Annotated in this window: 22 protein-coding genes; 9 read left to right on the forward strand and 13 right to left on the reverse strand. The window is 61.6% G+C overall.

The annotated features are described in order from the left end of the window. The first annotated feature begins 100 nt into the window (after positions 1-100). The 3 genes from rsgA (at position 101) to AB4N47_RS20525 (ending at position 2,889) form a co-directional block, all read left to right on the forward strand. Entirely contained in the window at positions 101-1,132 is a 1,032-nt protein-coding gene (rsgA, locus tag AB4N47_RS20515; protein ID WP_024011360.1) for a small ribosomal subunit biogenesis GTPase RsgA, read from the forward strand. 312 nt (positions 1,133-1,444) lie between these two features. After that, on the forward strand, positions 1,445-2,404 hold the full coding sequence (locus AB4N47_RS20520; protein ID WP_341638476.1) for a caspase family protein: 960 nt from the start codon (positions 1,445-1,447) through the stop codon (positions 2,402-2,404). Next, entirely contained in the window at positions 2,404-2,889 is a 486-nt protein-coding gene (locus AB4N47_RS20525; RefSeq protein WP_341638475.1) for a toll/interleukin-1 receptor domain-containing protein, read from the forward strand. The genes AB4N47_RS20520 and AB4N47_RS20525 overlap by 1 nt, the downstream gene beginning before the upstream one ends. 105 nt (positions 2,890-2,994) lie before the next feature. On the opposite strand, the gene motB is transcribed toward AB4N47_RS20525, so the two are convergent. Continuing rightward, positions 2,995-4,035, reverse strand: a complete 1,041-nt coding sequence (motB, locus tag AB4N47_RS20530) for a flagellar motor protein MotB (RefSeq protein WP_341638474.1) — start codon at positions 4,033-4,035, stop codon at positions 2,995-2,997. Positions 4,036-4,038: 3 nt separating this feature from the next. After that, a complete protein-coding gene (motA, locus tag AB4N47_RS20535) occupies positions 4,039-4,890 on the reverse strand; it encodes a flagellar motor stator protein MotA (protein ID WP_024011357.1) in 852 nt (283 codons plus the stop codon). 166 nt (positions 4,891-5,056) lie between these two features. Here motA and AB4N47_RS20540 point away from each other — a divergent pair, with 166 nt between their 5' ends. From AB4N47_RS20540 to AB4N47_RS20555, 4 genes are all read left to right on the forward strand, one after another. Next, positions 5,057-6,595, forward strand: a complete 1,539-nt coding sequence (locus AB4N47_RS20540) for an HDOD domain-containing protein (protein WP_341638473.1) — start codon at positions 5,057-5,059, stop codon at positions 6,593-6,595. Between the two features lie 42 nt (positions 6,596-6,637). Next, positions 6,638-7,471: a thiosulfate sulfurtransferase gene (gene rhdA / locus AB4N47_RS20545; protein WP_341638472.1), complete on the forward strand. Its 834-nt coding sequence runs from the start codon at positions 6,638-6,640 to the stop codon at positions 7,469-7,471. Next, positions 7,471-8,331, forward strand: coding sequence for an archaetidylserine decarboxylase (asd, locus tag AB4N47_RS20550; protein WP_024011354.1), 861 nt, complete (start codon positions 7,471-7,473; stop codon positions 8,329-8,331). Before rhdA ends, asd begins: the two co-directional genes overlap by 1 nt. 66 nt (positions 8,332-8,397) lie before the next feature. Next, a complete protein-coding gene (locus tag AB4N47_RS20555; RefSeq protein WP_341638471.1) occupies positions 8,398-10,146 on the forward strand; it encodes a molecular chaperone in 1,749 nt (582 codons plus the stop codon). 91 nt (positions 10,147-10,237) lie between these two features. On the opposite strand, the gene serB is transcribed toward AB4N47_RS20555, so the two are convergent. Continuing rightward, positions 10,238-11,452 carry a phosphoserine phosphatase SerB gene (gene serB, locus AB4N47_RS20560; protein WP_041477650.1) on the reverse strand — a complete coding sequence of 405 codons (1,215 nt, stop codon included), beginning with the start codon at positions 11,450-11,452 and terminating at the stop codon, positions 10,238-10,240. 134 nt (positions 11,453-11,586) lie between these two features. Here serB and AB4N47_RS20565 point away from each other — a divergent pair, with 134 nt between their 5' ends. Further along, positions 11,587-13,092, forward strand: coding sequence for an AhpA/YtjB family protein (locus tag AB4N47_RS20565; protein WP_341638470.1), 1,506 nt, complete (start codon positions 11,587-11,589; stop codon positions 13,090-13,092). Between the two features lie 158 nt (positions 13,093-13,250). On the opposite strand, the gene AB4N47_RS20570 is transcribed toward AB4N47_RS20565, so the two are convergent. The 9 genes from AB4N47_RS20570 to AB4N47_RS20610 all read right to left on the reverse strand — a co-directional run bounded on the left by AB4N47_RS20570 (position 13,251) and on the right by AB4N47_RS20610 (position 22,629). Then, complete coding sequence (locus AB4N47_RS20570; protein ID WP_137215188.1) at positions 13,251-13,961, reverse strand: PqiC family protein; 711 nt, start codon at positions 13,959-13,961, stop codon at positions 13,251-13,253. A gap of 185 nt (positions 13,962-14,146) precedes the next feature. Beyond that, positions 14,147-16,411: a DNA topoisomerase IV subunit A gene (parC, locus tag AB4N47_RS20575; protein ID WP_125917491.1), complete on the reverse strand. Its 2,265-nt coding sequence runs from the start codon at positions 16,409-16,411 to the stop codon at positions 14,147-14,149. A 7-nt stretch (positions 16,412-16,418) separates the two neighbouring features. Then, on the reverse strand, positions 16,419-16,943 hold the full coding sequence (locus AB4N47_RS20580) for a retropepsin-like aspartic protease family protein (protein ID WP_122601468.1): 525 nt from the start codon (positions 16,941-16,943) through the stop codon (positions 16,419-16,421). Further along, positions 16,940-17,929, reverse strand: coding sequence for an esterase-like activity of phytase family protein (locus AB4N47_RS20585; RefSeq protein ID WP_341638469.1), 990 nt, complete (start codon positions 17,927-17,929; stop codon positions 16,940-16,942). The genes AB4N47_RS20580 and AB4N47_RS20585 overlap by 4 nt, the downstream gene beginning before the upstream one ends. After that, entirely contained in the window at positions 17,929-19,836 is a 1,908-nt protein-coding gene (gene parE, locus AB4N47_RS20590; protein WP_024011346.1) for a DNA topoisomerase IV subunit B, read from the reverse strand. The genes AB4N47_RS20585 and parE overlap by 1 nt, the downstream gene beginning before the upstream one ends. A gap of 41 nt (positions 19,837-19,877) precedes the next feature. Further along, positions 19,878-20,486 (reverse strand): YqiA/YcfP family alpha/beta fold hydrolase, encoded by a 609-nt coding sequence (locus AB4N47_RS20595; RefSeq protein WP_016771970.1) that lies wholly within the window; start codon positions 20,484-20,486, stop codon positions 19,878-19,880. A gap of 169 nt (positions 20,487-20,655) precedes the next feature. Beyond that, the gene (gene cpdA / locus AB4N47_RS20600) at positions 20,656-21,471 is read right to left on the reverse strand and encodes a 3',5'-cyclic-AMP phosphodiesterase (protein WP_341638468.1); all 816 of its coding nucleotides are present in this window, start codon (positions 21,469-21,471) and stop codon (positions 20,656-20,658) included. Positions 21,472-21,568: 97 nt separating this feature from the next. Beyond that, positions 21,569-22,021, reverse strand: a complete 453-nt coding sequence (locus AB4N47_RS20605) for a DUF1249 domain-containing protein (protein WP_016771972.1) — start codon at positions 22,019-22,021, stop codon at positions 21,569-21,571. Further along, positions 22,012-22,629, reverse strand: a complete 618-nt coding sequence (locus AB4N47_RS20610) for an NUDIX domain-containing protein (protein ID WP_024011344.1) — start codon at positions 22,627-22,629, stop codon at positions 22,012-22,014. The genes AB4N47_RS20605 and AB4N47_RS20610 overlap by 10 nt, the downstream gene beginning before the upstream one ends. Positions 22,630-22,857: 228 nt before the next feature. On the opposite strand from AB4N47_RS20610, the gene AB4N47_RS20615 reads away from it, so the two are divergent. Beyond that, entirely contained in the window at positions 22,858-23,604 is a 747-nt protein-coding gene (locus tag AB4N47_RS20615) for an RsiV family protein (RefSeq protein WP_186567420.1), read from the forward strand. Here the strand turns inward: AB4N47_RS20615 and cytX are convergent. Continuing rightward, positions 23,573-24,865 carry a putative hydroxymethylpyrimidine transporter CytX gene (gene cytX, locus AB4N47_RS20620; protein ID WP_341638467.1) on the reverse strand — a complete coding sequence of 431 codons (1,293 nt, stop codon included), beginning with the start codon at positions 24,863-24,865 and terminating at the stop codon, positions 23,573-23,575. The genes AB4N47_RS20615 and cytX overlap by 32 nt on opposite strands. Positions 24,866-24,934 lie beyond the last annotated feature (69 nt).

Raw genomic sequence — 24,934 nt, forward strand, 5'->3', positions numbered from 1 at the left:
CTCCTAGGCAATGCTGCGCAGTTTAGCCTAGGCCGGTGGCCGGGCGTGCTAAACTCGCGGCCGTTTTACCTAATCGCTGCATTCTTCAGACGGAACACCCATGGCCAAACGCCAACTCAATCGTCGTCAAAACTGGCGCATCGAAAAGATTCAGGGCGAGCGCGCCGCACGCGCCGCCAAACGCGAGTCCTCGGCGGTCGAAGCCCTCGAGGGCGGCGATCTCGGCCCTGAGCAACATGGCCTGGTGATCGCCCACTTCGGTGTGCAGGTCGAAGTCGAAGCCGTTGACGGCGAACTCGCCGGCCAAGTGTTCCGCTGCCACTTGCGCGCCAACCTGCCAGCGCTGGTCACCGGCGACAAAGTGGTCTGGCGCGCCGGCAACCAGGGCATTGGCGTGATCGTCGCGCAACTGCCGCGCAGCACCGAACTGTGCCGCCCCGACAGCCGTGGCCAGCTCAAGCCGGTTGCCGCCAACGTCGACATGATCGTCATCGTTTTCGCGCCGCTGCCCGAGCCTCACGCCAACCTGATCGACCGCTATCTGGTCGCCGCCGAACATGCCGGCATCCGCCCTCTGCTGCTGCTGAACAAATTCGACCTGATCGACGAGCAGAACGCCCCGGCGCTGAACGCGTTGCTGGCGGTGTATCGCACGCTGGGTTATCCGGTGCTGGAAGTCTCGGCGCACCACGGCGACGGCATGGAGCAACTGCAAAAGCAGCTCGACGGGCGCATCAGCGTATTCGTTGGTCAGTCCGGCGTCGGCAAGTCGTCGCTGGTCAACAGCCTGCTGCCGGAAGTCGAAACCCGCGTCGGGCCGTTGTCCGAGCTATCCGGTCAGGGCACGCACACCACCACCACCGCGCGCCTGTTCCACTTCCCTGGCGGCGGCGAACTGATCGACTCCCCGGGCATCCGCGAATTCGGTCTGGGCCATGTCAGCCGCGCCGACGTCGAAGCCGGTTTCATCGAGTTCGACGACCTGCTTGGCACCTGCCGTTTCCGTGACTGCAAGCACGATCGCGAACCGGGTTGTGCGCTGCTCAAGGCACTCGAAGACGGACGCATCCAGCAGCAGCGGATGAACAGCTATCGCTCGATCATCGCCAGCCTGCCTGAAAACGGCTATTAAACAGTCACGCCGGCGGCCCTGCGCGATGGGCTGCCGGTCGTCGGACTGCATCTGACTCACCTCTCTCCTCTTAAACGTCAGCTTCTTCTGTAGGCACTTGCACGACTGCTTGCAGGACCTTTCTGTTTTGCCGCGCAGATCTTGTAGGCCTGAGCCAGCGGCCTACATTTCTTTCCTCCTTCGCTCACAGCGACCATCGAGGAAAGCCATGCCAACCTGTCTTTTGTTCATCATCCATTCGTCTCGCGACGCCCGCCCGTGCAATACCCACAGAATCCCCGGCGCGATCCGCCTGCACAAGGCGGTGTGACCATGCGCAAGGCATTGTTCATCGGCATCAACGATTACACGCATATCGGCGGGCTCAGCGGTTGCTGCAACGACGCCATGGCCATGGCTTCGGTATTGAAAAGCAACGCCAACGGCGACCCCAACTTCAAAAATGTCGTACTGACGTCTGCCGAGGATTACCTGAGCCGAGAAAAACTCGAAGACCAGATCCGCGAGTTGTTTTCCGGCGACTGCAACGTCGCTCTGCTGTATTTCGCCGGTCATGGCGGTTTCGATGCCGACACTGACGAAGGCATGCTGATACCGCAGGACTACCGCAACGCCAAGGACGGCATCCGCATCAGCGACATTCTCAACTGGGCGGACAAAGCCACGCGGATCAAAAACAAAATGATCATCCTCGACTGCTGCGAAAGCGGTTCGGCCGGCGAAGTGCGCGCCTTGCGCAGCGAGAGCAGCATGGTCAGCGAAGGCATGACCATCCTCACCGCCTGCAAAAAAGCCGAGCCGGCACTGGAGGGCGCGCAGCACGGCGTGTTCACCGGCCTGCTGCTGCAAGCGCTGCATGGCGGCGCGGCGAATATCCTCGGCAAAATCACCCCCGGCAGCCTGTACTCCTTCGTCGACAACGCGCTCGGCCCGTGGGAGCAGCGTCCGGTGTTCAAGACCAATGTGTCGCAGTTCATTTCCCTGCGCGAAGTCTCGCCGCTGATTCCCAAGGAGATCCTGCGCAAATTGCCGGACTGGTTCGCCGAAGCCGAATCGGTCTTCCCGCTCGACCCCAGCTACGAACCCACCGAAATGGCGTTCATACCGGAGCACGGCGAGATCTTCGCCCAATTGCAAAAGTGCAACCGCCACAGCCTGATCGAACCGGTCGACGCCGAGCACATGTACTACGCCGCCATTCACTCCACCGGCTGCCGCCTGACGGCACTCGGTGCCTATTACCGCGAACTCGCCCTCAAAGGACATTTCTGATGCCAGTCTTTATCAGCTACCGCCATGTGGATCGCACTCATGCGATCGCCATCAACACCCGTCTGACCCAAGCGAAGATCAGGACTTACCTCGACGTGCTGGACCCGGAATCGCAGACCACCGACGACATCACCGGGGTCATTACCCGCAACATCACCGAGTGCACGCATCTGCTGGCGGTGGTATCGGAGAAGACTGCACTGTCGTGGTGGGTGCCGTTCGAGATTGGCGAGGCGACGATCAGCAACCGGCGGATCTGTACGTTCAAGACCGGGCCGGCACAACTGCCGATCTATCTGGACAAGTGGCCGAAGCTGAGCACGGCCAGCGACCTGGATTTCTTTATCGATGCGTATCGGGATGAGGTGTCGAACAAGCGGTCGATAACCCTGGATTCGTTCAGCGACTCGGTGAAAGGGGCGTACAAGCGCGATGCAGAGATGTTTCATGAACAGTTGAAGAATCGGATTCGTCGGGGATTCTGAGACTGTGCCGGCCTGTCCCCGATTATTTTAGTAACGCTACGAAATGGTTGGGGGCATGAAGCGATAGCCACAAAAAAGCCGACATCACTGTCGGCTTTTTTTCACTTACTGCTTCGGCGCTGGCGCCGCCCCACCCGGCTCAGCCGGTTTCGGCGCCGCATCGTCAAACAGATTCAACCGCTCGCGCAACTCGTGAGCCGGCACTGGCTGTTTGTCCGCCGGCAGCGCATTCGGATCAACCGGGGCTGCCGGAGCAGCACCGTTCTGACCTTCATCCGCCGGTTTCGCCGCCTCAGGCCCCTGCGCACCTTCGATGGCGGCCTGGGCTTTCTTCGTCAGCACGACAATATCGATGCGGCGGTTGACCGGGTTGAACGGATTTTCCCGATCAAACAACGCCGACGAGGCATAACCGACCACCCGCGCCACCTGCGCATCCGGATAGCTGCCCGCGACCAATGCGCGACGCGCGGCGTTGGCACGGTTGGCCGAGAGTTCCCAGTTGCCGTAGTCGCCAGTGCCGATGTACGGCTTGGCGTCGGTGTGGCCGCTGATGCTGATCTTGTTCGGCACCGCTTTGATGGTGTCGGCCATGGCCAGCAGGATGTCTTCGAAGTACGGCTTCAGGCGTGCGGATCCGGAGTCGAACATCGGCCGGTTCTCGGCGTCCATGATCTGGATGCGCAAGCCGTTCGGCGTGATTTCGAAAAGGATCTGATCCTTGAACTTCTGCAGTTGCGGGTTCTCGTCGACCTTGTTCTGCAGTTCTTGCAGGAGCAGTTCGAGACGCTCCTTCTCGACCTGCTCGGCCATGCCTTCAACCTGATCGGTGTCGACCGTGACCTTGTCCGGTTGCGGCTGCGACTTCACTTCCGGGTTGAGGGTGTTTTCCGGCGCCAGGGTCGGCGTACCGCCGAGGTCGATGATGTACGGCGTGCCGCTTTCGGAGAAGCCGACCGGGTCCTTGAAATAACCGGCGATGGCGATCTTCTGTTCCGGCGTAGCGGTGGACAGCAGCCACAGCACCAGGAAGAACGCCATCATCGCCGTGGCGAAGTCGGCGAAGGCGATTTTCCATGCCCCGCCGTGGTGCCCGGCGGCAATGCGCTTGACGCGCTTGACGATGATCGGCTGATTATTTTCCATTTCTTAACGACCGCGAACCGCTTGTTCCAACTCGGCGAAGCTTGGACGGTGCGCCGGGTACAGAACCTTGCGCCCGAACTCGACCGCCAGCGACGGCGGCATGCCGGACGCCGAAGCCACCAGCGAGGCCTTGATGGCTTCGTAGACGTTGAGCTCTTCCTTGGCATCGTGGGCCAGGGAATGCGCCAGCGGACCGAAGAAACCGTACGCCGCGAGAATACCGAAGAAGGTACCGACCAGTGCCGCACCCACGTGCAGACCGATCGACGCCTGGTCGCCCTCGCCCAACGAAGCCATGGTCACCACGATACCGAGTACCGCCGCAACGATACCGAAACCGGGCATGCCGTCGGCGATGCCGTTGACTGCGTGCGATGGGTGCTCGAGGTCTTCCTTGAGGCTGTACAGCTCCATGTCGAACAGGCCTTCCAGTTCGTGCGGAGCCATGTTGCCGGAAGACATGATGCGCAGATAATCGCAGACGAACGCGGTCATGCGTTCATCCTTGAGCACCGCCGGGTACTTGGCGAAGATCGGACTCGCGGCGGCATCTTCGATGTCGCCTTCGATGGCCATCATGCCTTCGCGGCGGCTCTTGTTGAGGATCTCGTAGATCAGCCCGAGCACTTCCAGATAGAAGGTGTGGGTGAAACGCGAACCGAACATGCTCAGGGATTTCTTGAGCACGTGCATCGTCATGTAACCGGGGTTGGCCTGGAGGAACGCGCCGAGGGCCGCACCGCCGATGATCATCACCTCGAAAGGCTGGATCAGGGCGGCAATCTTGCCGTGGGAGAGCACGTATCCGCCGAGCACGCTCGCGAATACGACGATGATGCCGATAATTTTAGCCATAGGTAGAAGGTACTTGTTTAAGTCGGGTTCAAGGTCATATTCGGAAGTTAAAAAATCTCTTCTTCTACTTATCGGCAAAACTGCGCCAGACTATAGCCAGTTCAGGCGAAAAGCCAATTTAGCCCATGCCGGGCGCGTCTACAGTCAGTGAAGATCTCGTCCAGACATGGCTAATGAAACGAACATTCCAGCGGTAAAACCGAGCACCCTCCAGGCTTGGGTCAAGCTGCTCGACAGCGTCCCCCTGCCCGTGCCACAAGAGGCTCACGACAAAGTCTGCCGGGCGATCCGCGACAATCGCAGCTCGCTGCGCGACATCGCCGAGTTGATGCAGGACAGCCCGGCGCTGGCCTTGAGCATCATCCGTGAGGCGAATCGTCACACCCACGGCACCATGGCCGCGCCAGCGGAAAATCTGGAGGTGGCAATCAATCGCCTGGGCCTTGCGCGCACCGAAGAATTGCTCGCGCGCCTGCCGGCCGAACCGCACCGGCAGATCCCCAAGGCTTTGCGCCAATTGCAACTGATCAGCCAACACGCGACACAACAGGCCAACGGCTTTTTTGCCAGTCGTCTGGCGCGGCTGTGGCAGGACATCCACTGGGGCAGCCTGCTGTTTTTGTCGCCGCTATGGCCATTGGCACTGACCTATCCGCAGTTGCTTGAGGAGTGGGAACTGCGGGTGATTCACAAGGGCGAGTCGGCACGTGTGGTTGAAAAGCAATTGTTCGGCGTGCGCCTGTTGAAGATTGCCGAGGCACTGGTCCAGGCCTGGCATCTGCCGATCTGGGTCGAGCAAGGCTACAAGTTGCTGCTCAGCGAACAACGCGAACTGGTCAAAGTGCTGCGCATCGCCCGTGACAGCGAGCACCCGCTGCGCCAGCAGAATCGCCTCGACGAAGACCCAACATTGCGCCGCTGGCTCAATCAACCCGCCAATACCGTGCTGCTGGCCAACGGCCTGGCGCTGTCGGCGCAACAGGCTTGGGACAGTCCGCACAGCAAGCGCTGGCAGTACCTGACCAGCCTGTATCTGCAGATTTCCATGGACGAAGTGCAGCAACAGCTGCACCAGCAAGCGGCGAACAGCGCGCGTCAGCATGCGATGCCTGATTTGTGGCACCCGGCGGTTTCGCTGATCTGGCCGTGGGGCACTCGTCGCTTGCCGGCCGGCATGCTCCCGGCCGCAGCGCCGAATGCAGATGATCTGGGCCAATGGCGTCGGCAATGCGCCGAACTGCTCGCCGAGCCCAGCCGCTTCACCAATGCCATGAGCCTGACCGTCGCCGCCCGCGAGGCACTGGTGGCGAGCGGCATGCGTCGGGTGATGATTCTGATGGCCGACCGCACGCACTCGACCCTGCGCGTGCACCAGACCGCCGGTTTGCCGAAGGATGCGGCGGCGCTGAGTTTTGCCGTCGGCCAGAGCAAAGTCCTGCAACGTCTGCTCGCTCAGCAGGCGCAGGTGCGGATCACGCCGGAGAACAACGGGCAATTCTCTGCCTTATTGCCAGCGAGCCTGCGCACGTTGTTTCGCGGTGAGCATCTGTTCCTGCGTTCGCTGGTCAACAACGGCCGGGTGATCATGATCGTAGTTGCCGATCAGGGCGGCGGGCCGTTCGCCGACATCACCGTACAAGCCTTCGGCAAAACCGCGCAGTGCATCGAAAAAGCCCTGCACAGCTTTAGCAGCCGCGGCCAATGAGCCTGCGCTACAATCCTCCCCTTTGTGCTCTGGAGACCTCACATGTCTGACTTCTCTGGCTTGCCGCTTGTCATCGAGCCGAGCGACCTGCTGCCGCGTCTGGAGTCCCCGGAACTGATTCTGGTGGACCTGACCAGCCCTGCCCGGTATGCCGAAGGTCACTTGCCCGGCGCACGTTTTGTCGACCCGAAACGCACCCAGCTCGGCCAGCCACCGGCGCCCGGGCTGATGCCGGCGAAGGCCGATCTGGAAGCGTTGTTTGGTGAGCTCGGCCATCGCAAAGACTCGGTATACGTCGTGTATGACGATGAGGGCGGTGGCTGGGCCGGGCGCTTCATCTGGCTGCTCGATGTCATTGGCCACGACAAGTACCACTATATAGACGGTGGTCTGCCGGCCTGGCTGGCGGACGGTATGCCGATGTCGATTCAGGTGCCGGCCGCCGTCGGTGGCCCGGTCTCGCTGACCCTGCACGATGAACCGACCGCCACCCGCGAATACCTGCAAAGCCGTCTCGGCGCCGCCGATCTGGCGATCTGGGACGCGCGTGGGCCGCTGGAATATTCCGGCGAGAAAGTCCTCGCCGCCAAGGGCGGACACATCCCCGGCGCGGTCAATTTCGAATGGACCGCCGGCATGGACCAGACTCGTCAGTTGCGTATCCGCAGCGACATGCCGCAGATCCTCGAAAACCTCGGGATCACCAAGGACAAGGAAATCATTACCCATTGCCAGACCCATCACCGGTCGGGCTTCACTTATCTGGTGGCCAAAGCCCTCGGTTATCCGCGGGTCAAGGGCTACGCCGGTTCCTGGGGCGAATGGGGCAACCACCCTGATACGCCAGTCGAGATTCAAGGTTTTAAGGACAACTAATGAAAGAGCGTCTGTTTATCCTCAGCCAGTACCTGCTGCCGCATCACCTGCTGTCGCGCCTGGCCGGCTGCATCGCCGAATGCCGCGTGCGCTGGTTCAAGAATGCCTTCACCCAATGGTTCGCCAAGCGTTATCAAGTGGACATGTCGCAAGCACTGGTCGAAGACCTGACCGCTTACGAGCACTTCAACGCATTCTTCACGCGTGCGTTGAAAGACGGCGCGCGTCCACTGGACGAAACTCCGGGCGCGATCCTCAGCCCGGCCGACGGTGCGGTGAGTCAGCTCGGCCCGATCGAGCACGGTCGCGTGTTCCAGGCCAAGGGCCACAGTTTCAGCGTGCTCGAATTGCTCGGCGGTGATGCGGCCAACGCAGCGCCATTCATGGGCGGCGATTTCGCCACGATCTACCTGTCGCCGAAGGACTACCACCGCGTGCACATGCCTCTGGCCGGCACCCTGCGCGAAATGGTCTACATCCCGGGCCGCATTTTCTCGGTGAACCAGACTACTGCCGAAAACGTCCCGGAGCTGTTCGCCCGCAACGAGCGCGTGGCGTGCATTTTCGACACCGAACGCGGGCCGATGGCCGTGGTGCTGGTCGGCGCGATGATTGTCGCTTCGATTGAAACCGTGTGGGCCGGTCTGGTTACTCCGCCGAAGCGCGAGTTGAAAACCTTCCGCTACGACGAAGCCGCACGCGCACCGATTCATCTGGAAAAAGGCGCGGAACTGGGACGCTTCAAGCTCGGTTCGACGGCAATCGTGCTGTTTGGCCCGGATCAGGTGAAGTGGGCTGAAGAACTGGTGGCCGGTTCGCCAGTGCAGATGGGCCAAGGCCTGGCACTGCCAAAAGCGTGACCCTGTTCGCGGAAGCAGCCGAGGCTGCTTCCGCACACCGCGGCATTTGCTGCTATGGTTTGGCTCATGAGCCAGACCAACTTTTCTCCCAAGCTGCGCGCTCCGACTCCCACGCAAACGCGCCTGTCGTTCTGCGACGCCAGCCCGCGTGATCTCAAGCGCTGGATCGCCGGCCTGCCCAAGGCCAACATCGGCGAAACCGCCCGCCTGCTCTATCAAGGCCTCGGCGAACTGAACCTGTTGCTCACCCCCAGCGACAATCGCCTGCAATTGTTGGAGTTGCTGCGGCCCGAGGTGTATTTCGTCTGCCAGCATCTGGAACGGCACTTTCTGCATCAAGCGATCATGCTCGACGAGCGCTCGCGCAAAGTCAGCAACCTGTGTCAGGCGCTGCAAGGTCAGTTGGCAATCGGCTATAAACAGATCGTTCTGCGCATCCTGCCCAAATACAGCAAGGATCGGGCGACGTTGGTCAGTACCGCCTTGCAACGCGCCGCGCATGCCCTCAAGGCGCAACTGGTGCGCGCCACGCAGCTGTACAGTTCACCGCCGGAACACGCGTGGTTCGAATTGCATCAGCTGTATCGCAGCGCTGCGCAATTGCAACTGCAACAACGGCGGCTGCGCGATGATCTGGCCTTTTTGACCAGCGAACTGAGCGTAGAACAGACCTACATCGCCGCACTGCTATTGGGCAGCGCCCGTTGCAATCAATTGCGCCAGAGCCAGATTGTCCGGCTGGCCGAGGTGATCGAGCCGTGGAGCGCCCTGCTCAAACTGCATCCCGGCAGCGCCGACGACGGTTTGTTCGCCATCAGCCCGGAACTCGATGTCGGCCCGCGCTACCGCAAGATGTTTCGCAGCGAACAACAGAGCGGGCTGCTGGGCTTCGATCCGCAACCGCTGGTCAAACAGCTCGAAACGCACCTGCTGCACGAGTCCACCTCGACCCCACTGCCCGTTTCCGCCGGCCTCAGCGTCGACACCCTGCAACATCTGCACGCTACTTGGGGCCAAGCGGCCGAACGCAGCTTTCAACGCATCGCCGGCCAGGGCACGCTGACCGTGTGCGTTGGCATGAGCGCCCTGCACTTCTACCTCGGCGGCGAGCGCACTTTCAGCGAATTGCTCAAACATCCCGGTGCCCGCGCGGCAAACTTCAGCAGCGTCGTGGCCAGCGGCGAAAAGGACAGCTGGAGTCAGGCGTTCGACGCTGCCCCGCAAAGTAACGATGAGCTGTTGCCGTACGAGGAAATCCAGTACGACCAGTTGAGCGAAGAGGAAGGCCCCGGCAACGCGCCGAACTATCCGACTTACGCCTTGCCGGTGATCAACCATAGTCCTGGCGGTTATTGCCTGGCCTGGCCCAGCGAAGTACCGGCGGAGTTGCAGGCCGGGGAAATGCTCGGGATTCAGGACAGCGAGGGCAAAGGCTGGAGCATTGCGGTGATTCGCTGGATCCGCCAGGTGCGCGGCAGCGGCACGCAGATGGGCATTGAACTGGTAGCGCCACACGCGCAGCCGTGCGGCTTGCAACTGGTGCGAACGAAAGATGATCACAGCCAGTATTTGCGCGGTTTGCTGTTGCCGGAAATCAGTGCGATCGATGTGCCGGCCACCGTGCTTGCGCCGCGCCTGCCCTTTCAGGAAGGCAACAAGGTGTTGATCAATACACAGGGCGAAGAACACCGCGCCGGGCTGGATCGGCGGGTGGCGAGTACGCACAGCTTCAACCAGTTCGCCTATCGCTCGCTGGATCCTGCGCAGAATGGCGGGGGTGAGGAGGATTTTGATTCGTTGTGGAATTCGCTTTGAAGCGAAAGATCGCAGCCTTCGGCAGCTCCTACATTTGGAATGCATTTCCCTGTAGGAGCTGCCGAAGGCTGCGATCTTTGTGCTTTGTCAGTTACAACTGCCCGTCACGATCGCGGAAACCCAGCAGATACAACACACCATCCAGCCCCAGCGTTGAGATCGCCTGCTTCGCCGACTGTTTGACCAGCGGTTTGGCGCGGAACGCCACGCCCAGCCCGGCAATCGCCAGCATCGGCAAGTCGTTGGCGCCGTCGCCGACGGCAATGGTCTGCTCCAGACGCAGACCTTCCTTGTGCGCCAGTTCCTTGAGCAAGTCAGCCTTGCGCTGCGCATCGACAATCGGCTCGATCGCCACGCCGGTGCACTTGCCGTCGACCACTTCCAACTCGTTGGCAAACACGTAATCGATGCCAAGCCTGGCCTGCAGTTGCTTGGCGAAATAAGTGAAGCCGCCGGACAGGATGGCGGTTTTGTAGCCGAGCCGCTTGAGTTCGGCGAACAGGGTTTCGGCGCCTTCGGTCAGGCGCAGCGAGGCGCCGATCGAGTCGAGCACGCTGACGTCGAGGCCCTTGAGCAGCGCCAGACGCTCCTTGAAGCTGGCGCGGAAATCCAGTTCGCCGGCCATGGCGCGCTCGGTGATTTCGGACACTCGATCACCCACGCCGGCCGCCTTGGCCAGCTCATCGATGACTTCCGCTTCGATCAGCGTCGAGTCCATGTCGAACACGGCCAGACGTCGGTTGCGACGGAACAGCGAATCTTCCTGAAAGGCGATATCGACGTTCAATTCCTGGGCAACGCTGAGGAATTCGGCGCGCAGCGCCTGCGGATCGGCAGCTTCGCCGCGCACGGAAAACTCGATGCAACCCTTGCCCTTGTCGGCCGGTGTGTCCAGCGGCATGCGCCCCGACAGACGGTCGATATGGTCGATGTTCAGGCCATATTTGGCGGTGATCGCGCTGACCGCCTGCAACTGGCCGGCGGTGACCTTGCGCGTCAGCAGGGTAACGATGTGGCGCTTCTTGCCCTGATTGCCCACCCATTGCTGGTAGTCCTCTTCGGACACCGGGGTGAAGCGCACTTGCTGATCCAGTTCGTAGCCTTTGAACAGGATGTCCTTGAGCACCGATTTGCCTTGCTCGGAATCGGGAATTTCAACCAGGATGCCGAACGACAGGGTGTCGTGGATCACCGCCTGACCGATGTCGAGAATGTTCACACCACCTTGTGCCAGAACACCGGTGATGGCCGCCGTCAGACCCGGACGGTCGACTCCCGTGATGTTAATCAGGACGATTTCGCGCAACGCGCACCCCCGCAACTGGAAAAAAACCGCATTCTACCCACTTTCAGTGACCATCGGGCACCGCGAGCGCTTTGCCGGTCTGGGGCCTGTCGCTATACTGCGCGTCAACTTCACGGACAAAGAGCCGAGCTCAAGTGAACCGGCCCACGCCAGTCAAAACCGATAACTTCTTCCTGCTGATCTTCCGTGCACTGCGCCATCGCCGTGTACCGATTGCATTGCGCATTGCCAGCCACAACGTGATCCTGGTCGCTCTGGCCCTGGTGATCTATGCCGGGGTGATGGGTCTGCAATTCAAGCAGGCCATGCACGAGCAGGCCGATGCGCTGGGCGAAAGCCTGACCACGCAGACCGCCACCTCCGCCACCGAGCTGCTGGTGTCCAACGACATCCTCAGCCTCAACGTGCTGCTCAACAACCTGACCAAGAACAAACTGGTCGCCCACGCGGCGATCTACAGCGTGGACAACCGCATCCTCGCCGAGTCCGGTCAGCGTCCCAAGCACAGCCTGCTGGGCGAAGCCGAGGGCATGTACGAGAGCAAGATCACTTTCCAGGACGTGACGGCCGGGCAACTGCGCATCAGCCTGGACATGGATCAGTTCCAGCAGCCAATGACCATCAGCCTGCAAAGCATGGGCATTCTGAGCGCGATTCTGCTGGCACTGTCGCTGGCTCTGAGCCTGCGCATGGGCCGTTATCTGTCGACGCCGTTGCTGCAATTGCGCGTGTGGCTGCGCCGCATCGACGCGCACACCCCGGGCATCGATCGTCAGGATGAAATCGGCGATCTGGCGCGCCAGCTGCACGCCAGCTACGCCCCGGAGCCCGAGCCTGAACCCGAGCCGGAATTCGCCGAGGAAGAAGACGAGCCGGAATTCGAGGTGCGTAACCTGCGCGATCCGAGCTTCGACGAAAGCCGCCCGCTGGCCGCGAAGAAACCGGCGCCGCGTCACCTGGTCAGCACGGTCGAAGACGATGATGACGATGACGCCTTCGCCGACCTGCGCGACGAATCGCTAAACGGCGCCGTCCAACCGCTCACGCGCAAACCGAGCCCTGACGTGCCACAGCACACCGCCGTACTGGCCGTGCAACTGGGTTCGCAGGAACAATTGCGTCGTTTGCCTCGCGCACGTCTGGAAGAATTGCAGGAACGCTATCGCGACTGCCTCGAGCAGGCTGCTTCGCTGTATCAGGGCGAAATCGAAACCCTCAACGATGGCAGCACGCTGTTGCTGTTCCACACCGAAGATTGCGGCGACGATTACCTGACCAATGCCATCTGCTGCGGCGAACTGCTGCGTGCTCTGGGTCATCAGTTGCAGATCGAGGTCGCAGACAGCGGCATCACCCTGCAATTGCAGCTGGGCCTGACCCTGGGCGATGAGTTGTTCGGTCTGAGTCAGATTGATCTGCTGCTGACGGATTCGGCGCAGGATGCACTGGCCTTGTCGCAACACAGCCGCAATCTGCTGCTGGTTGAGCGCAAGATCAGTGATGACGCGTTGATCCGCCAACGTGCGCGAATCCGGCCGATCGCCAGCCCTGAGGGCGCTTGCTGTGTGGAGCGGTTGATGGAGCCTTATCCGTCGATGCTGGAGCGGCAACTGGCGCGGATGCATGAGCGCCGGGCGTAAGGCTTAGGCCAGATACGCAAAAGCCCGCAGACGAGTGATTGTCTGCGGGCTTTTTTGTGCGCGGCGTTATTGGAATCGTGCGCATCCCTGAAAAGCCCCTCACCTCCAGACATAACAAAGCCCGCACTAGGCGGGCTCTGCTCTGACTCGTTCCAGCCTCAGAAGCGAAACACTTCCATATCCGTACGAATCGGCGAGGCCATTGGAATCTTCGGCTGCTTCTCGGCATCCGCCGCCGGCGCTGCGGGTTTCGGCGCGGCTTTACGCGGTGCCTCGGCCACGGGCGGCTGGTTGGCCAGTGGCTTGAGCGCCACCGACAGCTGCTCGGCCAGACGCTGCAACAGGATCCCCTGCGCCTGCACCTGGGACGCGGTGCTGCCGGCATGCGTTTCCTGCAGGTGAATGATGCGGTTATCACGCACCTTGCCGCGACGATCGATCAAACGCCACTGCGCATCGAGAATCGCCGGTTGTTTCGCTCCGGAATCCAGACGGGTGATGGTCAGCAACACCTGCACATCGGGCGTGAACCCGGCGGTAGCAGGCGCCAGCACCACACGCTGGCTGTCCAGGTGACCGGCGACCTGACGCATCAGCAACTGATCGATATCCGACGAAAGGCTGCCGGCCCAACGACCGTCGGTCGCCGCTTGCAGGCTGCCGTCGGGTTGACGTTGCAGCAGGGTTTCGCGTTGCAGGTAATCGGCTACAACCACCGGCCCCAGCAAAACCGCCATGCCCGCGCTTTGCGCAGGCTGAACCGGACTTCCGCTGTCCAGTTGGTACAGCGACACCGGCTGGTGAACGCTGCAACCCGCCAGGCCAAGAACGCCGGCGAGCAACAAAATAAGGGGGCGTAGAGCAGTCATCATCCCGTCCAGGTGGCCGCCACAAGGCTGACCACAGTGAAAATACTCAATAAATATGAAGAACGCTCGGCCACGCCGGCGCTTGAAAGGCCATATCATCCGTGAATATGCGTTCCGACTCCAGCGCCAAAGCGTCGATCTACGCGTTTAATCGCAGATCGAACGGTCTAGGAAGGCGTTCTCGCCTAATTGAGGTTTTCGACGAGCAGCGCATCGACCCGTTGGAAGCCCCGCGGAAGTTTGTTTCCGCGCCGTCCACGCTCACCTTTGTAGTGCTCGAGGTCGTCGGCTTTCAGTGACAGGGTCCGTTTGCCAGCCTGCAACACCAGGGTGGCGCCTTCCGGCAGAACGGCGATGTCCGTGACATATTCTTCGCGACTGGCCACGCGCTCACCGGAAATGCCAATGATCTTGTTGCCTTTGCCCTTACCTAATTGTGGCAGATCGCTGATTTTGAAGATCAGCAGGCGACCTTCGGTCGTGACCGAGGCCAGCCAGTTCTGCTCACGATCGGCCACAGGACGCGGCGCAATGACCTTGGCGTTGTTCGGCAGGCTCAACAGCGCCTTGCCAGCCTTGTTCTTCGCTTGCAGGTCTTCGCCTTTGACCACGAAGCCATAACCGGCATCGGAGGCAATCACGTACAGCGCATCGTCTTCGGGCATCAGCACGCATTCGAACGAGGCGCCCGGTGGCGGCGTCAGACGGCCGGTCAAGGGTTCGCCCTGACCACGGGCCGACGGCAAGGTATGCGCGGCGACCGAATAGCTGCGGCCAGTGGAGTCGATGAACACGGCAAACTGGTTGGAGCGCCCCGCCGCCGAGGTCTTGAAGCCATCGCCGGCCTTGTACGACAGACCGGTGGCGTCGATGTCATGGCCCTTGGCCGAACGTACCCAGCCTTTTTCCGACAGTACGACGGTGACTTTCTCGTTCGGCAGCAGATCGTGCTCGCTCAACGCCTTGGCTTCGGCGCGCTCGACGATTGGCGAGCGGCGGTCGTCGCCGTAGGTTTCGGCGTCTTTGAGCAGCTCGGTGCGCACTAGTTTCTTCAGCTTCGCTTCGCTGCCCAGCAGGGCTTGCAGCTTGGCCTGTTCCTTGAGCAGTTCGTCCTGCTCGTCACGCAGCTTCATCTCTTCCAGTCGCGCCAACTGGCGCAAACGGGTGTCGAGGATGTAGTCGGCCTGAATCTCGCTGAGGGCGAAACGCTCGATCAGCTTGGCTTTCGGGTGTTCCTCGGTGCGGATGATGTGGATCACCTCATCCAGGTTGAGGTAGGCGATCAGCAAACCGTCCAACAGGTGCAGGCGCCGTTCGACCTTGTCGAGGCGGAATTGCAGGCGGCGACGCACGGTCAGCACGCGGAATTCCAGCCATTCGACCAGCAGCGCACGCAGGTTTTTCAGCTGTGGCTTGCCGTCCAGGCCGATGATGTTGACGTTGACCCGGTAGGTCGACTCCAGCTCGGTGCTGGCGAACAGGTGCTGCATCAGCGCTTCGTGATCGACGCGGCTGTTGACCGGGATGATCACGATGCGGCACGGGTTTTCGTGGTCGGATTCGTCACGCAGATCGGCGATCTGCGGCGCTTTCGACGGTTTGGCCTGCATCAGCGCGGCGATCTGCTCCAGCACCTTGGCGCCGGAGACCTGATGCGGCAGCGCGGTGACGATGATGTCGCCGTCCTCGACGTGGTACACGGCGCGCATACGCACCGAGCCCTTGCCGGTTTCGTACATCTTCAGCAGGTCGGCGCGCGGCGTGATGATTTCCGCTTCGGTCGGATAGTCCGGACCCTGAATGTGTTCGCAGAGCTGTTCGACCGTGGCTTTCGGCTCATCGAGCAGACGCACGCAGGCGGTGGCGACTTCGCGCAGGTTGTGCGGCGGCACATCGGTGGCCATGCCCACGGCGATACCGGTGGTGCCGTTGAGCAGAATGTTTGGCAGGCGCGCCGGCAACACCAGCGGCTCCTGCAGGGTGCCGTCGAAGTTCGGCCCCCAGTCTGCGGTGCCCTGGCCCAGTTCGCTGAGCAGCACTTCGGAATAGCGCGACAGCCGCGCTTCGGTGTAACGCATGGCGGCGAAGGACTTCGGATCGTCTGGCGCACCCCAGTTGCCCTGGCCGTCGACCAGCGTGTAGCGATAGCTGAACGGCTGCGCCATCAGCACCATCGCTTCGTAGCACGCCGAGTCGCCGTGAGGGTGGAATTTACCGAGCACGTCACCGACGGTACGCGCCGATTTCTTGTGCTTGGAATCAGCGTCCAGTCCCAGCTCGCTCATGGCGTAGACGATACGCCGCTGTACCGGCTTCAGGCCGTCGCCGATATGCGGCAAGGCGCGGTCCATGATCACGTACATGGAGTAGTTGAGGTAGGCATTTTCGGTGAAGTCAGCCAGCGAGCGGCGTTCTACGCCGTCTAAGCTGTCTGCAAGGATGTCGCTCATGCGGGCCTCATCGGTTCGTTGTCTGGCGCAGCAGCATGGTGCCGCCGCGCTGGGTAAATTCAAGTTTGTTCAGGGCGCTCATGCCGAGCAGCACCTGATCGCCATGCAGCCCCGGCGCCACCAGTGCGCGGACATCGCGCAGCACGATGTCGCCCATTTGCAGGCGGGCAATCTTCGTTCGATAGCCCTGGCTCAGGCCGTTGGCCGTGCTCAGGGTCACGCCGAAACCTTCTTGCAGCTTCAAACGCTGGGCCAGATCCGCCGGGATCGCCACATCGGTCGCGCCGGTGTCGAGCATGAACTCCACCGGCTCGCCGTTGATCTGGCCGCTGGCGACAAAATGCCCTTGGGCATTGCTCGCCAGTTTCACTTCGATAAAACCTTCGCCCTGCTCCGACGTGACCACGATGTTCGGATTCTGCTGGCGCTGCTCCCACTGACCGAAAAACCGCGTCGCGAGAAACAGCGCCGCGCACCAGGCGAGGATCATCAACACCCGACCGGCACGCTTGCCCGGCGGTTGCTGGCTCATGGCCTGGCACTCCAGCCACCGTCCGGCGCGGCAAAGCGCCAGACCACCGGGCGGACTTCGCCGTCGGCACGCGGGCCAAAATTGTTGTCGACGCCGATCCAAGCACCTTCGGCATCAATGATCAGCGCTTCTTCCAGTCCGTAGTTCTGCGAGTAGCGGCGATTTTCCTGCAACAGTTCGCCGGCATACGACCAGCACTGCTCGACCTTGGCCGTCTGCGCATCGCGACGGCAGATGTCGAAAGCGTTGCGTTCGAGGGTAAACAGCTTGCCGTTGAACAAGGAAATGTCGGAAAAGTCGCGATGAACCGCTTTCGCTTTCGGAAACTGTGGCGGCTGCATCTCCTTGCCGCCCTCACTGAGCAGCACGCAGCGACCGTCACAATCCCACACCGTCTGCTGGCGCTTGATCAGCAGCAAACCGCGCTTTTGCCGTTCGGCGGCCAGCCACATCTGATCACCGGCCGGGTTGATCGCCAGGCCTTCGAAGATCGAATTGAACTTGAGCAGCAGGCCGCTCGCCCGCGCTTCGCGAACCAGCAGCGGCGAGATTTTCAGCCAGTTAGCCGGGCCACTGACCGGCACCTGCAACACCGCCGCATGGGCCTCACTGACGATGTAGCGATTGCCTACGCTGTCGCAACTGATGCCCTCGAAATCCAGATCGCCACCGCGAATGAACGATGCAGCCCAGGTGCGCGAACTCAAACCCCACGGCAAGCCGCTCTCCGGCACGGGCGGCACGTCGATGTGCACGGTTTGCGCCTGCCAGACCGGATCGCGGGTATCGAGCCGATAGATCTGCTCGTCATCGCGATCGGAAACCGTCCACAGCTCATTGCCGCACATGGCCAGACCCGACAGGTTACCGCCGCGCATGCCTTCGACCGGGTGTTCGGAAAGCAGCCGCAATTGTTGCAGCGGCTCGGCCGACACGCTCAGCGCACTCAGCAGCAACGCACCCGCCAAGGCCCAGCCAAACTGCATCAGGCCAGCACCTCGGCGAGGTTGCCTTTGGATTCCAGCCAGGATTTGCGGTCACCGGCGCGTTTCTTCGCCAGCAGCATGTCCATCATTTCCGAGGTTTCGGCGAAGTCTTCGCCCAGCGTCAACTGCACCAGACGCCGAGTGTTCGGGTCCATGGTGGTTTCACGCAGCTGCGGCGGGTTCATTTCGCCCAGACCCTTGAATCGGGTGACCTGCGGCTTGCCGCGTTTCTTCTCGGCGACCAGGCGATCGAGAATGCCGTCGCGCTCGGCTTCGTCGAGGGCATAGTAGATTTCTTTGCCGAGGTCGATGCGGTACAGCGGCGGCATCGCCACGTAGACGTGACCGGCATCCACCAACGGGCGGAAGTGCTGAACGAACAGCGCGCACAGCAAAGTCGCAATGTGCAGACCGTCGGAGTCGGCGTCGGCGAGGATGCAGATCTTGCCGTAGCGCAGTTGGCTCATGTCCGCCGCGCCCGGATCGACGCCGATGGCCACGGCGATGTTGTGCACTTCCTGGCTGGCGAGCACTTCACTGCCGTCGACTTCCCAGGTATTGAGGATCTTGCCGCGCAACGGCAGGATCGCCTGGAATTCCTTGTCCCGCGCCTGTTTGGCCGAACCGCCGGCGGAGTCACCCTCGACCAGGAACAGCTCGGAACGCATCGGGTCCTGCCCGGCGCAGTCAGCCAGTTTGCCGGGCAATGCCGGACCTTGGGTGACGCGTTTGCGCTCGACTTTCTTGCTCGCCTTGAGGCGACGACCGGCGTTATTGATCGCCAGTTCGGCCAGGGCCAGACCAGTTTCCGGGTTGGCATTGAGCCACAGGCTGAAAGCGTCTTTCACCACACCGGAGACAAACGCCGCTGCTTCACGGGAAGACAGACGCTCTTTGGTCTGGCCGGAGAATTGCGGTTCCTGCATTTTCATCGACAGGACGAACGCGATGCGCTCCCAGACGTCTTCCGGCGCCAGCTTCACGCCGCGCGGCAGCAGGCTGCGGAATTCGCAGAATTCGCGCATCGCATCGAGCAGGCCCTGACGCAGACCGTTGACGTGCGTGCCGCCCTGCGCGGTCGGGATCAGGTTGACGTAGCTTTCCTGCACCGCGTCGCCACCTTCCGGCAGCCACAGCAGCGCCCAGTCGACCGCTTCCTTATTACCGGCGAAGGCGCCGCAGAACGGCTCGTTCGGCAGGCGCTCGAACTCGCTGACCGCATCGACCAGATAAGAGCGCAGGCCGTCTTCGTAATGCCACTCGACTTTCTCGCCGGTGCCTTTGTCTTCGAAGCTGACCAGCAGCCCCGGGCACAACACAGCCTTGGCCTTGAGCACGTGCTTGAGGCGGCTGATGGAAAATTTCGGTGAGTCGAAGTATTTCGGGTCCGGCGCGAAGTACACGCTGGTGCCGGTGTTGCGCTTGCCGACGGTGCCGACGATTTCCAGCTCGGAGGCCTTGAAGCCGTCCTTGAAGGTCATCTGGTATTCGTTGCCGTCACGTTTGACCCGCACGCGCACTTCGGTCGACAGCGCGTTGACCACGGAAATACCCACCCCGTGCAGACCGCCGGAGAACTGGTAGTTCTTGTTGGAGAACTTGCCGCCCGCATGCAACTTGGTGAGGATCAGTTCGACGCCGGACACACCCTCTTCCGGGTGAATGTCGACCGGCATGCCACGGCCGTCGTCGCTGACTTCCAGCGAATGGTCGGCGTGCAGGATGACCTGCACCGATTTGGCGTGGCCGGCCAGGGCTTCGTCGACGCTGTTGTCGATGACTTCCTGGGCGAGGTGGTTCGGCCGACTGGTGTCGGTGTACATGCCGGGGCGTTTGCGCACCGGGTCGAGGCCCGAGAGGACTTCGATGGCGTCGGCGTTATAAGAACTAGCGCTGGGAGTGGCCATAAGGTCTCGTCGTCAGTCATTCATGAAAGAGGGGCAAGACTTCACAGCGTGGTGAAATCGATTGCCTGATACATATCGGCAGCCATGCCGGCAAAACTCAGCAACGCCGGCAATTGCCCGGCAAAGCCCTGGAAACTGTGGTCGCCGCCCGCCTGGATGCGCAAGGCACAGGCGCGGTAATACTGTTGGGCGAGGCGATAATCCAGCGTTTCGTCGCCGGTTTGCAACCAGACCTGATAACGCTGCGGATCCTGCGGTGGTGGCACTTCCAGTTCGGCCAGCGCCGTGACGTGGTCGTGGGTCAGTTCCCAGGTTTCATCGGTGTAGAGGTTCTGCTGCGTGCCCAGATAACCATCGAACATCCGGTGCGGGCTGACCGCCGGGTTGACCAGCAGGGCTTTCAGGCCATGGCGCTCGGCCAGGTGAGTCGCATAGTAGCCGCCGAGCGAACTTCCCACCAGCAACGGCCGGCCCAGCTCGGCGATTGCCTGCTCGAGCTGACCGATGGCTTCACGCGGATGGTGATGCAGCGCCGGCACACGCAATTGCTCGCTCAATCCCAGCCGCTCCATGACCGCGACCAGCTGACAGGCCTTCTTCGAGGCCGGCGCGCTGTTGAAACCGTGGATATAGAGGATCGAACCGGACATTTGAGCTCCCTGGCTGTCGGCGAAAGATAGCGGAGTTTACAGGGAGTCTGCATTGGATGGGCCATACAAATGCACCTGTAGGAGCTGCCGAAGGCTGCGATCTTTTGATCTTGTCTTTTAAAGCGAAAATCAACAGATCGCAGCCTTCGGCAGCTCCTACACGGAGGTCTCAGTAACCGTTGGAGCCGTAATCGACTGTGAACTCGAAGTCGGTGACTCTTTCGATACCGGTTTCCAGTTGCCCATCCGGCAACAACCGCAGCCAGCGATACCCCGGCGCCTGCTCGCCCACTTTGAAATCCGCACTCCCCGGCTCGAACTGGATGCACGTCGAAGGCGAAGCCATCAAGCGCACGCCATTGCGTTCGCGATCGATTTGCTGATGCACATGCCCCCACAACACCGCGCGAACCTGCGGGAAGCGATCCAGCACTTCGAAGAACGCTTCCGGGTTGCGCAGGCCGATCGGCTCCATCCATGCGCAGCCGATCGACACCGGATGATGATGCAGGCACACCAGATGATGACGCTCCGGCGCCTCGCTCAGCGCGCGGGCCAGCAGCTGCAACTGATCATCCTGCAGATAGCCCGGCACCGAACCCGGCACCGCCGAATCCAGCATCGTCACCCGCCAATTGCCGATATCGACTACCGATTCGAGCAAGGTGCTCTGCACCGCCGCCTCGGCCATGACCATCGGCTCGTCGTGATTGCCGGGAATCCAGCGCGCGGGCGCACTGATCTGCGCGCTCAGTTGGCGGAATGCCTGATACGACTGCAGCGTGCCGTCCTGGGAAATATCGCCGGTGGCCAGCAGCAGATCGATCTGCGCCTGTTGCGCCAACACCAGGTCGATGACCCTTTGCAGGCTCTCGCGGGTCTTCATGCCCAGCAGCGTGCCGTCCGCCTCGGCGAACAGGTGGCTGTCGGACAACTGCACCAGCAGCGCCGGGTCGGCGCTGGTCAATGTCGATACGCTGGGCAAGGCGCTCTCCCGGGGCTAAGCACGCAATGGATGGGTGCGGCAATTATGCTGGGGGATGACACAAAGGGGAAACCGCCGAAGCGGACGCAGTTCACAACTAGCGAACGACTTCGTACTCGTGCCCCAACGCCAGACAGTGACTCAGCCATTCGCCCAGAAACACATTGAGCTGGGCCTTTTCATCGGGCTGGTGCATGGCGGCGTTCGGATAAGGATAGATGCCGCGAAAGCGTCGTGCATGTTCGGCGCTGACCACTTCGGCCATGCGCGCGTCGTGATAGACCTGCACTTCCAGTTGCGGCACCGGCAACCACGGCAGGCTGTGCTCCTGGCGCACCTGCAAGGTCGTGGTGTACGGGCAGGTCTGCAGCACTTCGAGGGCGAGCACGCCGAGCATCTGCTCGCCCTGGGTCACGGCGATACGCCGCGCCTCGGGTTCGTTGCGCATGTCCGGCAGCAGTCGCATCAGGCGCGCGTAGTTGGCCTCGCAGGCGGCTTGCAGCCCAACGAGGTCAACCCGATAACGATCGCGCAGCTTGTTTACGACCATAGCCCCCTCACTTCGGCGCGGTTCAGCGCCAGCCACTGCAAGGCGATGATGCTCGCCGCGTTGGCAATACGTCCGTCACGCACGGCCTGCAAGGCATCTTCAAAGGCCCAGACCGTTACGCGAATGTCTTCGGCCTCTTCTTCCAGCCCGTGCAGACCGCCGACACCGTCGGTGCTGCAACGCCCCAGATACAAATGCACGAATTCGTTGCTGCCACCCGGCGATGGGAAGTACTTGGTCATCGGCCACAACGCCTTGATGTCCAGCCCAGCTTCCTCCTGCGCCTCGCGGTGAGCAACTTCTTCCGGTTGCTCATCCTTGTCGATCAGACCGGCGACCAGTTCGACCAGCCACGGGTTGTCGGCCTTGCCCATGGCGCCGACACGAAACTGCTCGATCAGCACCACTTCATCGCGCTGCGGATCGTATGGCAGGACGCACACGGCATCGTGGCGCACGAAGATTTCCCGGTTGATCTCGCGGCTCATGCCCCCGGCGAACAGCTCATGGCGCAGGTGCACACGGTCGAGCTTGTAGAAGCCCTCGTAGCATTTTTCGCGCCGCACGATATCCACGGCGGTCGGAATGGCGTTGGCAAAGTCAGTCATGATCATCCTCTTTACTGCATATCCTTTACGAGGTTTCCGCGTACAACCGGCAACCTCGACTTCGCGCCATCCTAACGCGCCCGCACCGTTTGATGCAGCCCCTTTACCGTCAGCGGGATGGACGGTGAAGCTGAAACACACTCTAATCAGCTTAGTGGCGAACTGACTGCTTCGTTGAGAGTCGAAGCGGTAACTTTTTCGCCTTCCCCTGCTTTCGAAAGGACGCCCATGTCGCTTTTCAAAATTGCCTCTGTGGCCGCTATTGCCCTTACCCTGGGCGCTTGTGCCAGCCTGTTCCAGCCCAACTATCGCACGCCGCTGGAAACCACCCGCGACGCCTCGGAACAACTCAAACCCGGCTGTTCCAACCCCGATTGTCCGCTGGTGAACATCGACACCCTGCGCTTCCCGGGTGAGCCGGCGCTGGATGGCATCATCGAAAAACGTTTGCTGCAAATGACCCGCACCGAGAAGAACGCACCGGTCGCGCCAACCCTGGCCGCCTACCGCGAGCAGTTCCTCGCCAGCGCCGGCCCGCGCAACAGCAGCTATCTGCAAGCGAAAGTACGCGAGCAGCATGACGGACTGGTGATCATCGAGCTGTCGAGCTACCTCGACACCGGCGGCGCCCACGGCACGCCGGGTCGCGGTTTCATCAACTATTCGCGCCAGCAGCACAAGGTGCTGAATCTCTCCGACATGTTGCTGCCGGGTCAGGAAGAGGCATTCTGGAAAGCCGCGCAAGTGGCGCACAACAGTTGGCTGATCAGCACCAAGCTCGATCAGGAGGCGGAATTCGTTGCGAACTGGCCGTTCGTGAAAACCCCGCACGTGGCGCTGACCTACGGTGGCGTGATCCTCAAGTACGACGTGACCACCATCGCGCCCTATGCGCTGGGCCACGTCGAACTGAAGATTCCTTACCCGCGCCTGAACGGCATTCTCAAGCCCGAGCTGTTTCCCGGCCGTAACTGAAGGCCCGGCCCAGCACCAGCTGCAGCAACCCTGCCAGCACCAGCGCCGGCAGGGTTGCGCCGACATCCGGATACAGATTCGCCAGCAAATGGTAGGTGCTCACGCCACCCAGCCACGCCAGCAACGCCGGCCAGCGCAATGCGGCTGAGGCGACCTGAGCACTGCGCTTGCGCAGGATGAAGTGATCCACCAGCACCACGCCGAACAGCGGCGCGAACACCGAGCCGATCAACAGCAGGAAATTCTGGTACTGCGCCAACGGCGCCAGCAGTGCGATCAGCGTGCAGATCACGCCGATGGCCAAGGCCAGATGCTCGACTTTCAGACGCAACAGAATCCCGCTCGAGACCGCTGCCGAATGGATATCGGCAAAAGCGTTTTCCGACTCGTCGAGCAGAATCAGCAACAGCGGAATGCCCAGACCGGCACCAGCCAAGGCCAGCAGCAACGCATTGACTTCACCGCTCGGCGCAAACGCCAGGGTGTAGGCCACGCCAAGGCTCATCAGCCAGAAGTTGCCGATGAAGAAACCCACAGCCGTGCCACCGAAAACATTCTTCGCGCGTTTGCCGAAACGCGAGTAGTCGGCAATCAGCGGCAGCCACGACAGCGGCATGGCGATGGCAATGTCGAAGCCCACGGCAAACGGCATCGAACCGTCACCGGCGCGCGCCCACAGCGCAGCAAGGTCGGCTTTGGCGAACAGGTTCCAGGTCAGCCACAGGCACGCCGCGAGCAGCACCCAGATGCCCCACTTGCGCAGAATCTGCCGCACGAACGTCAACGGCCCGCTCACCGCGAGCAAGGTCGCCAGCGCACCGAAGAACAGCGTCCACAGCATCGGATTGGCCCACAGCGAACCTTCGCTGAAGGCGCGGGTGCCGAGCAGGCTGGCGGCATCGCGCATGACGATGATTTCGAACGAGCCCCAGCCGATCAGTTGCAGCAGATTGAGCAGCGCCGGCAGGCTCGCGCCTTTGCTGCCAAGGCTGAGTTTCAGCGCCGCCATCGATGACAGGCCGGTGTCACTGCCGATCACGCCGACAGCGGCCAGCAATAGCACGCCGACGAGCGTGCCGAGGAAGATCGCCAGCAAAGAACCGGACAGGCCCAGGCCCGGCGCGAGCAATGCGCCGGTCTGCAAAACCATCAGGCCGATGCCGAGGGAGAACCACAGGGAAAACAGATCGCGACCGCCGAAGACACGCTTGTCAGCGGGCACGGCGAGGTCGGGAGAATAAGTGCCGGGTTGAATGCTCAAGGGTGTTATCTCAAAGAGGAGCAGGAAAAAGCTGCAAGCTGCAAGCTGCAAGCCGCAAGCCGCAAGTTA

The organism is Pseudomonas sp. S3_G06 (genome assembly GCF_054667565.1).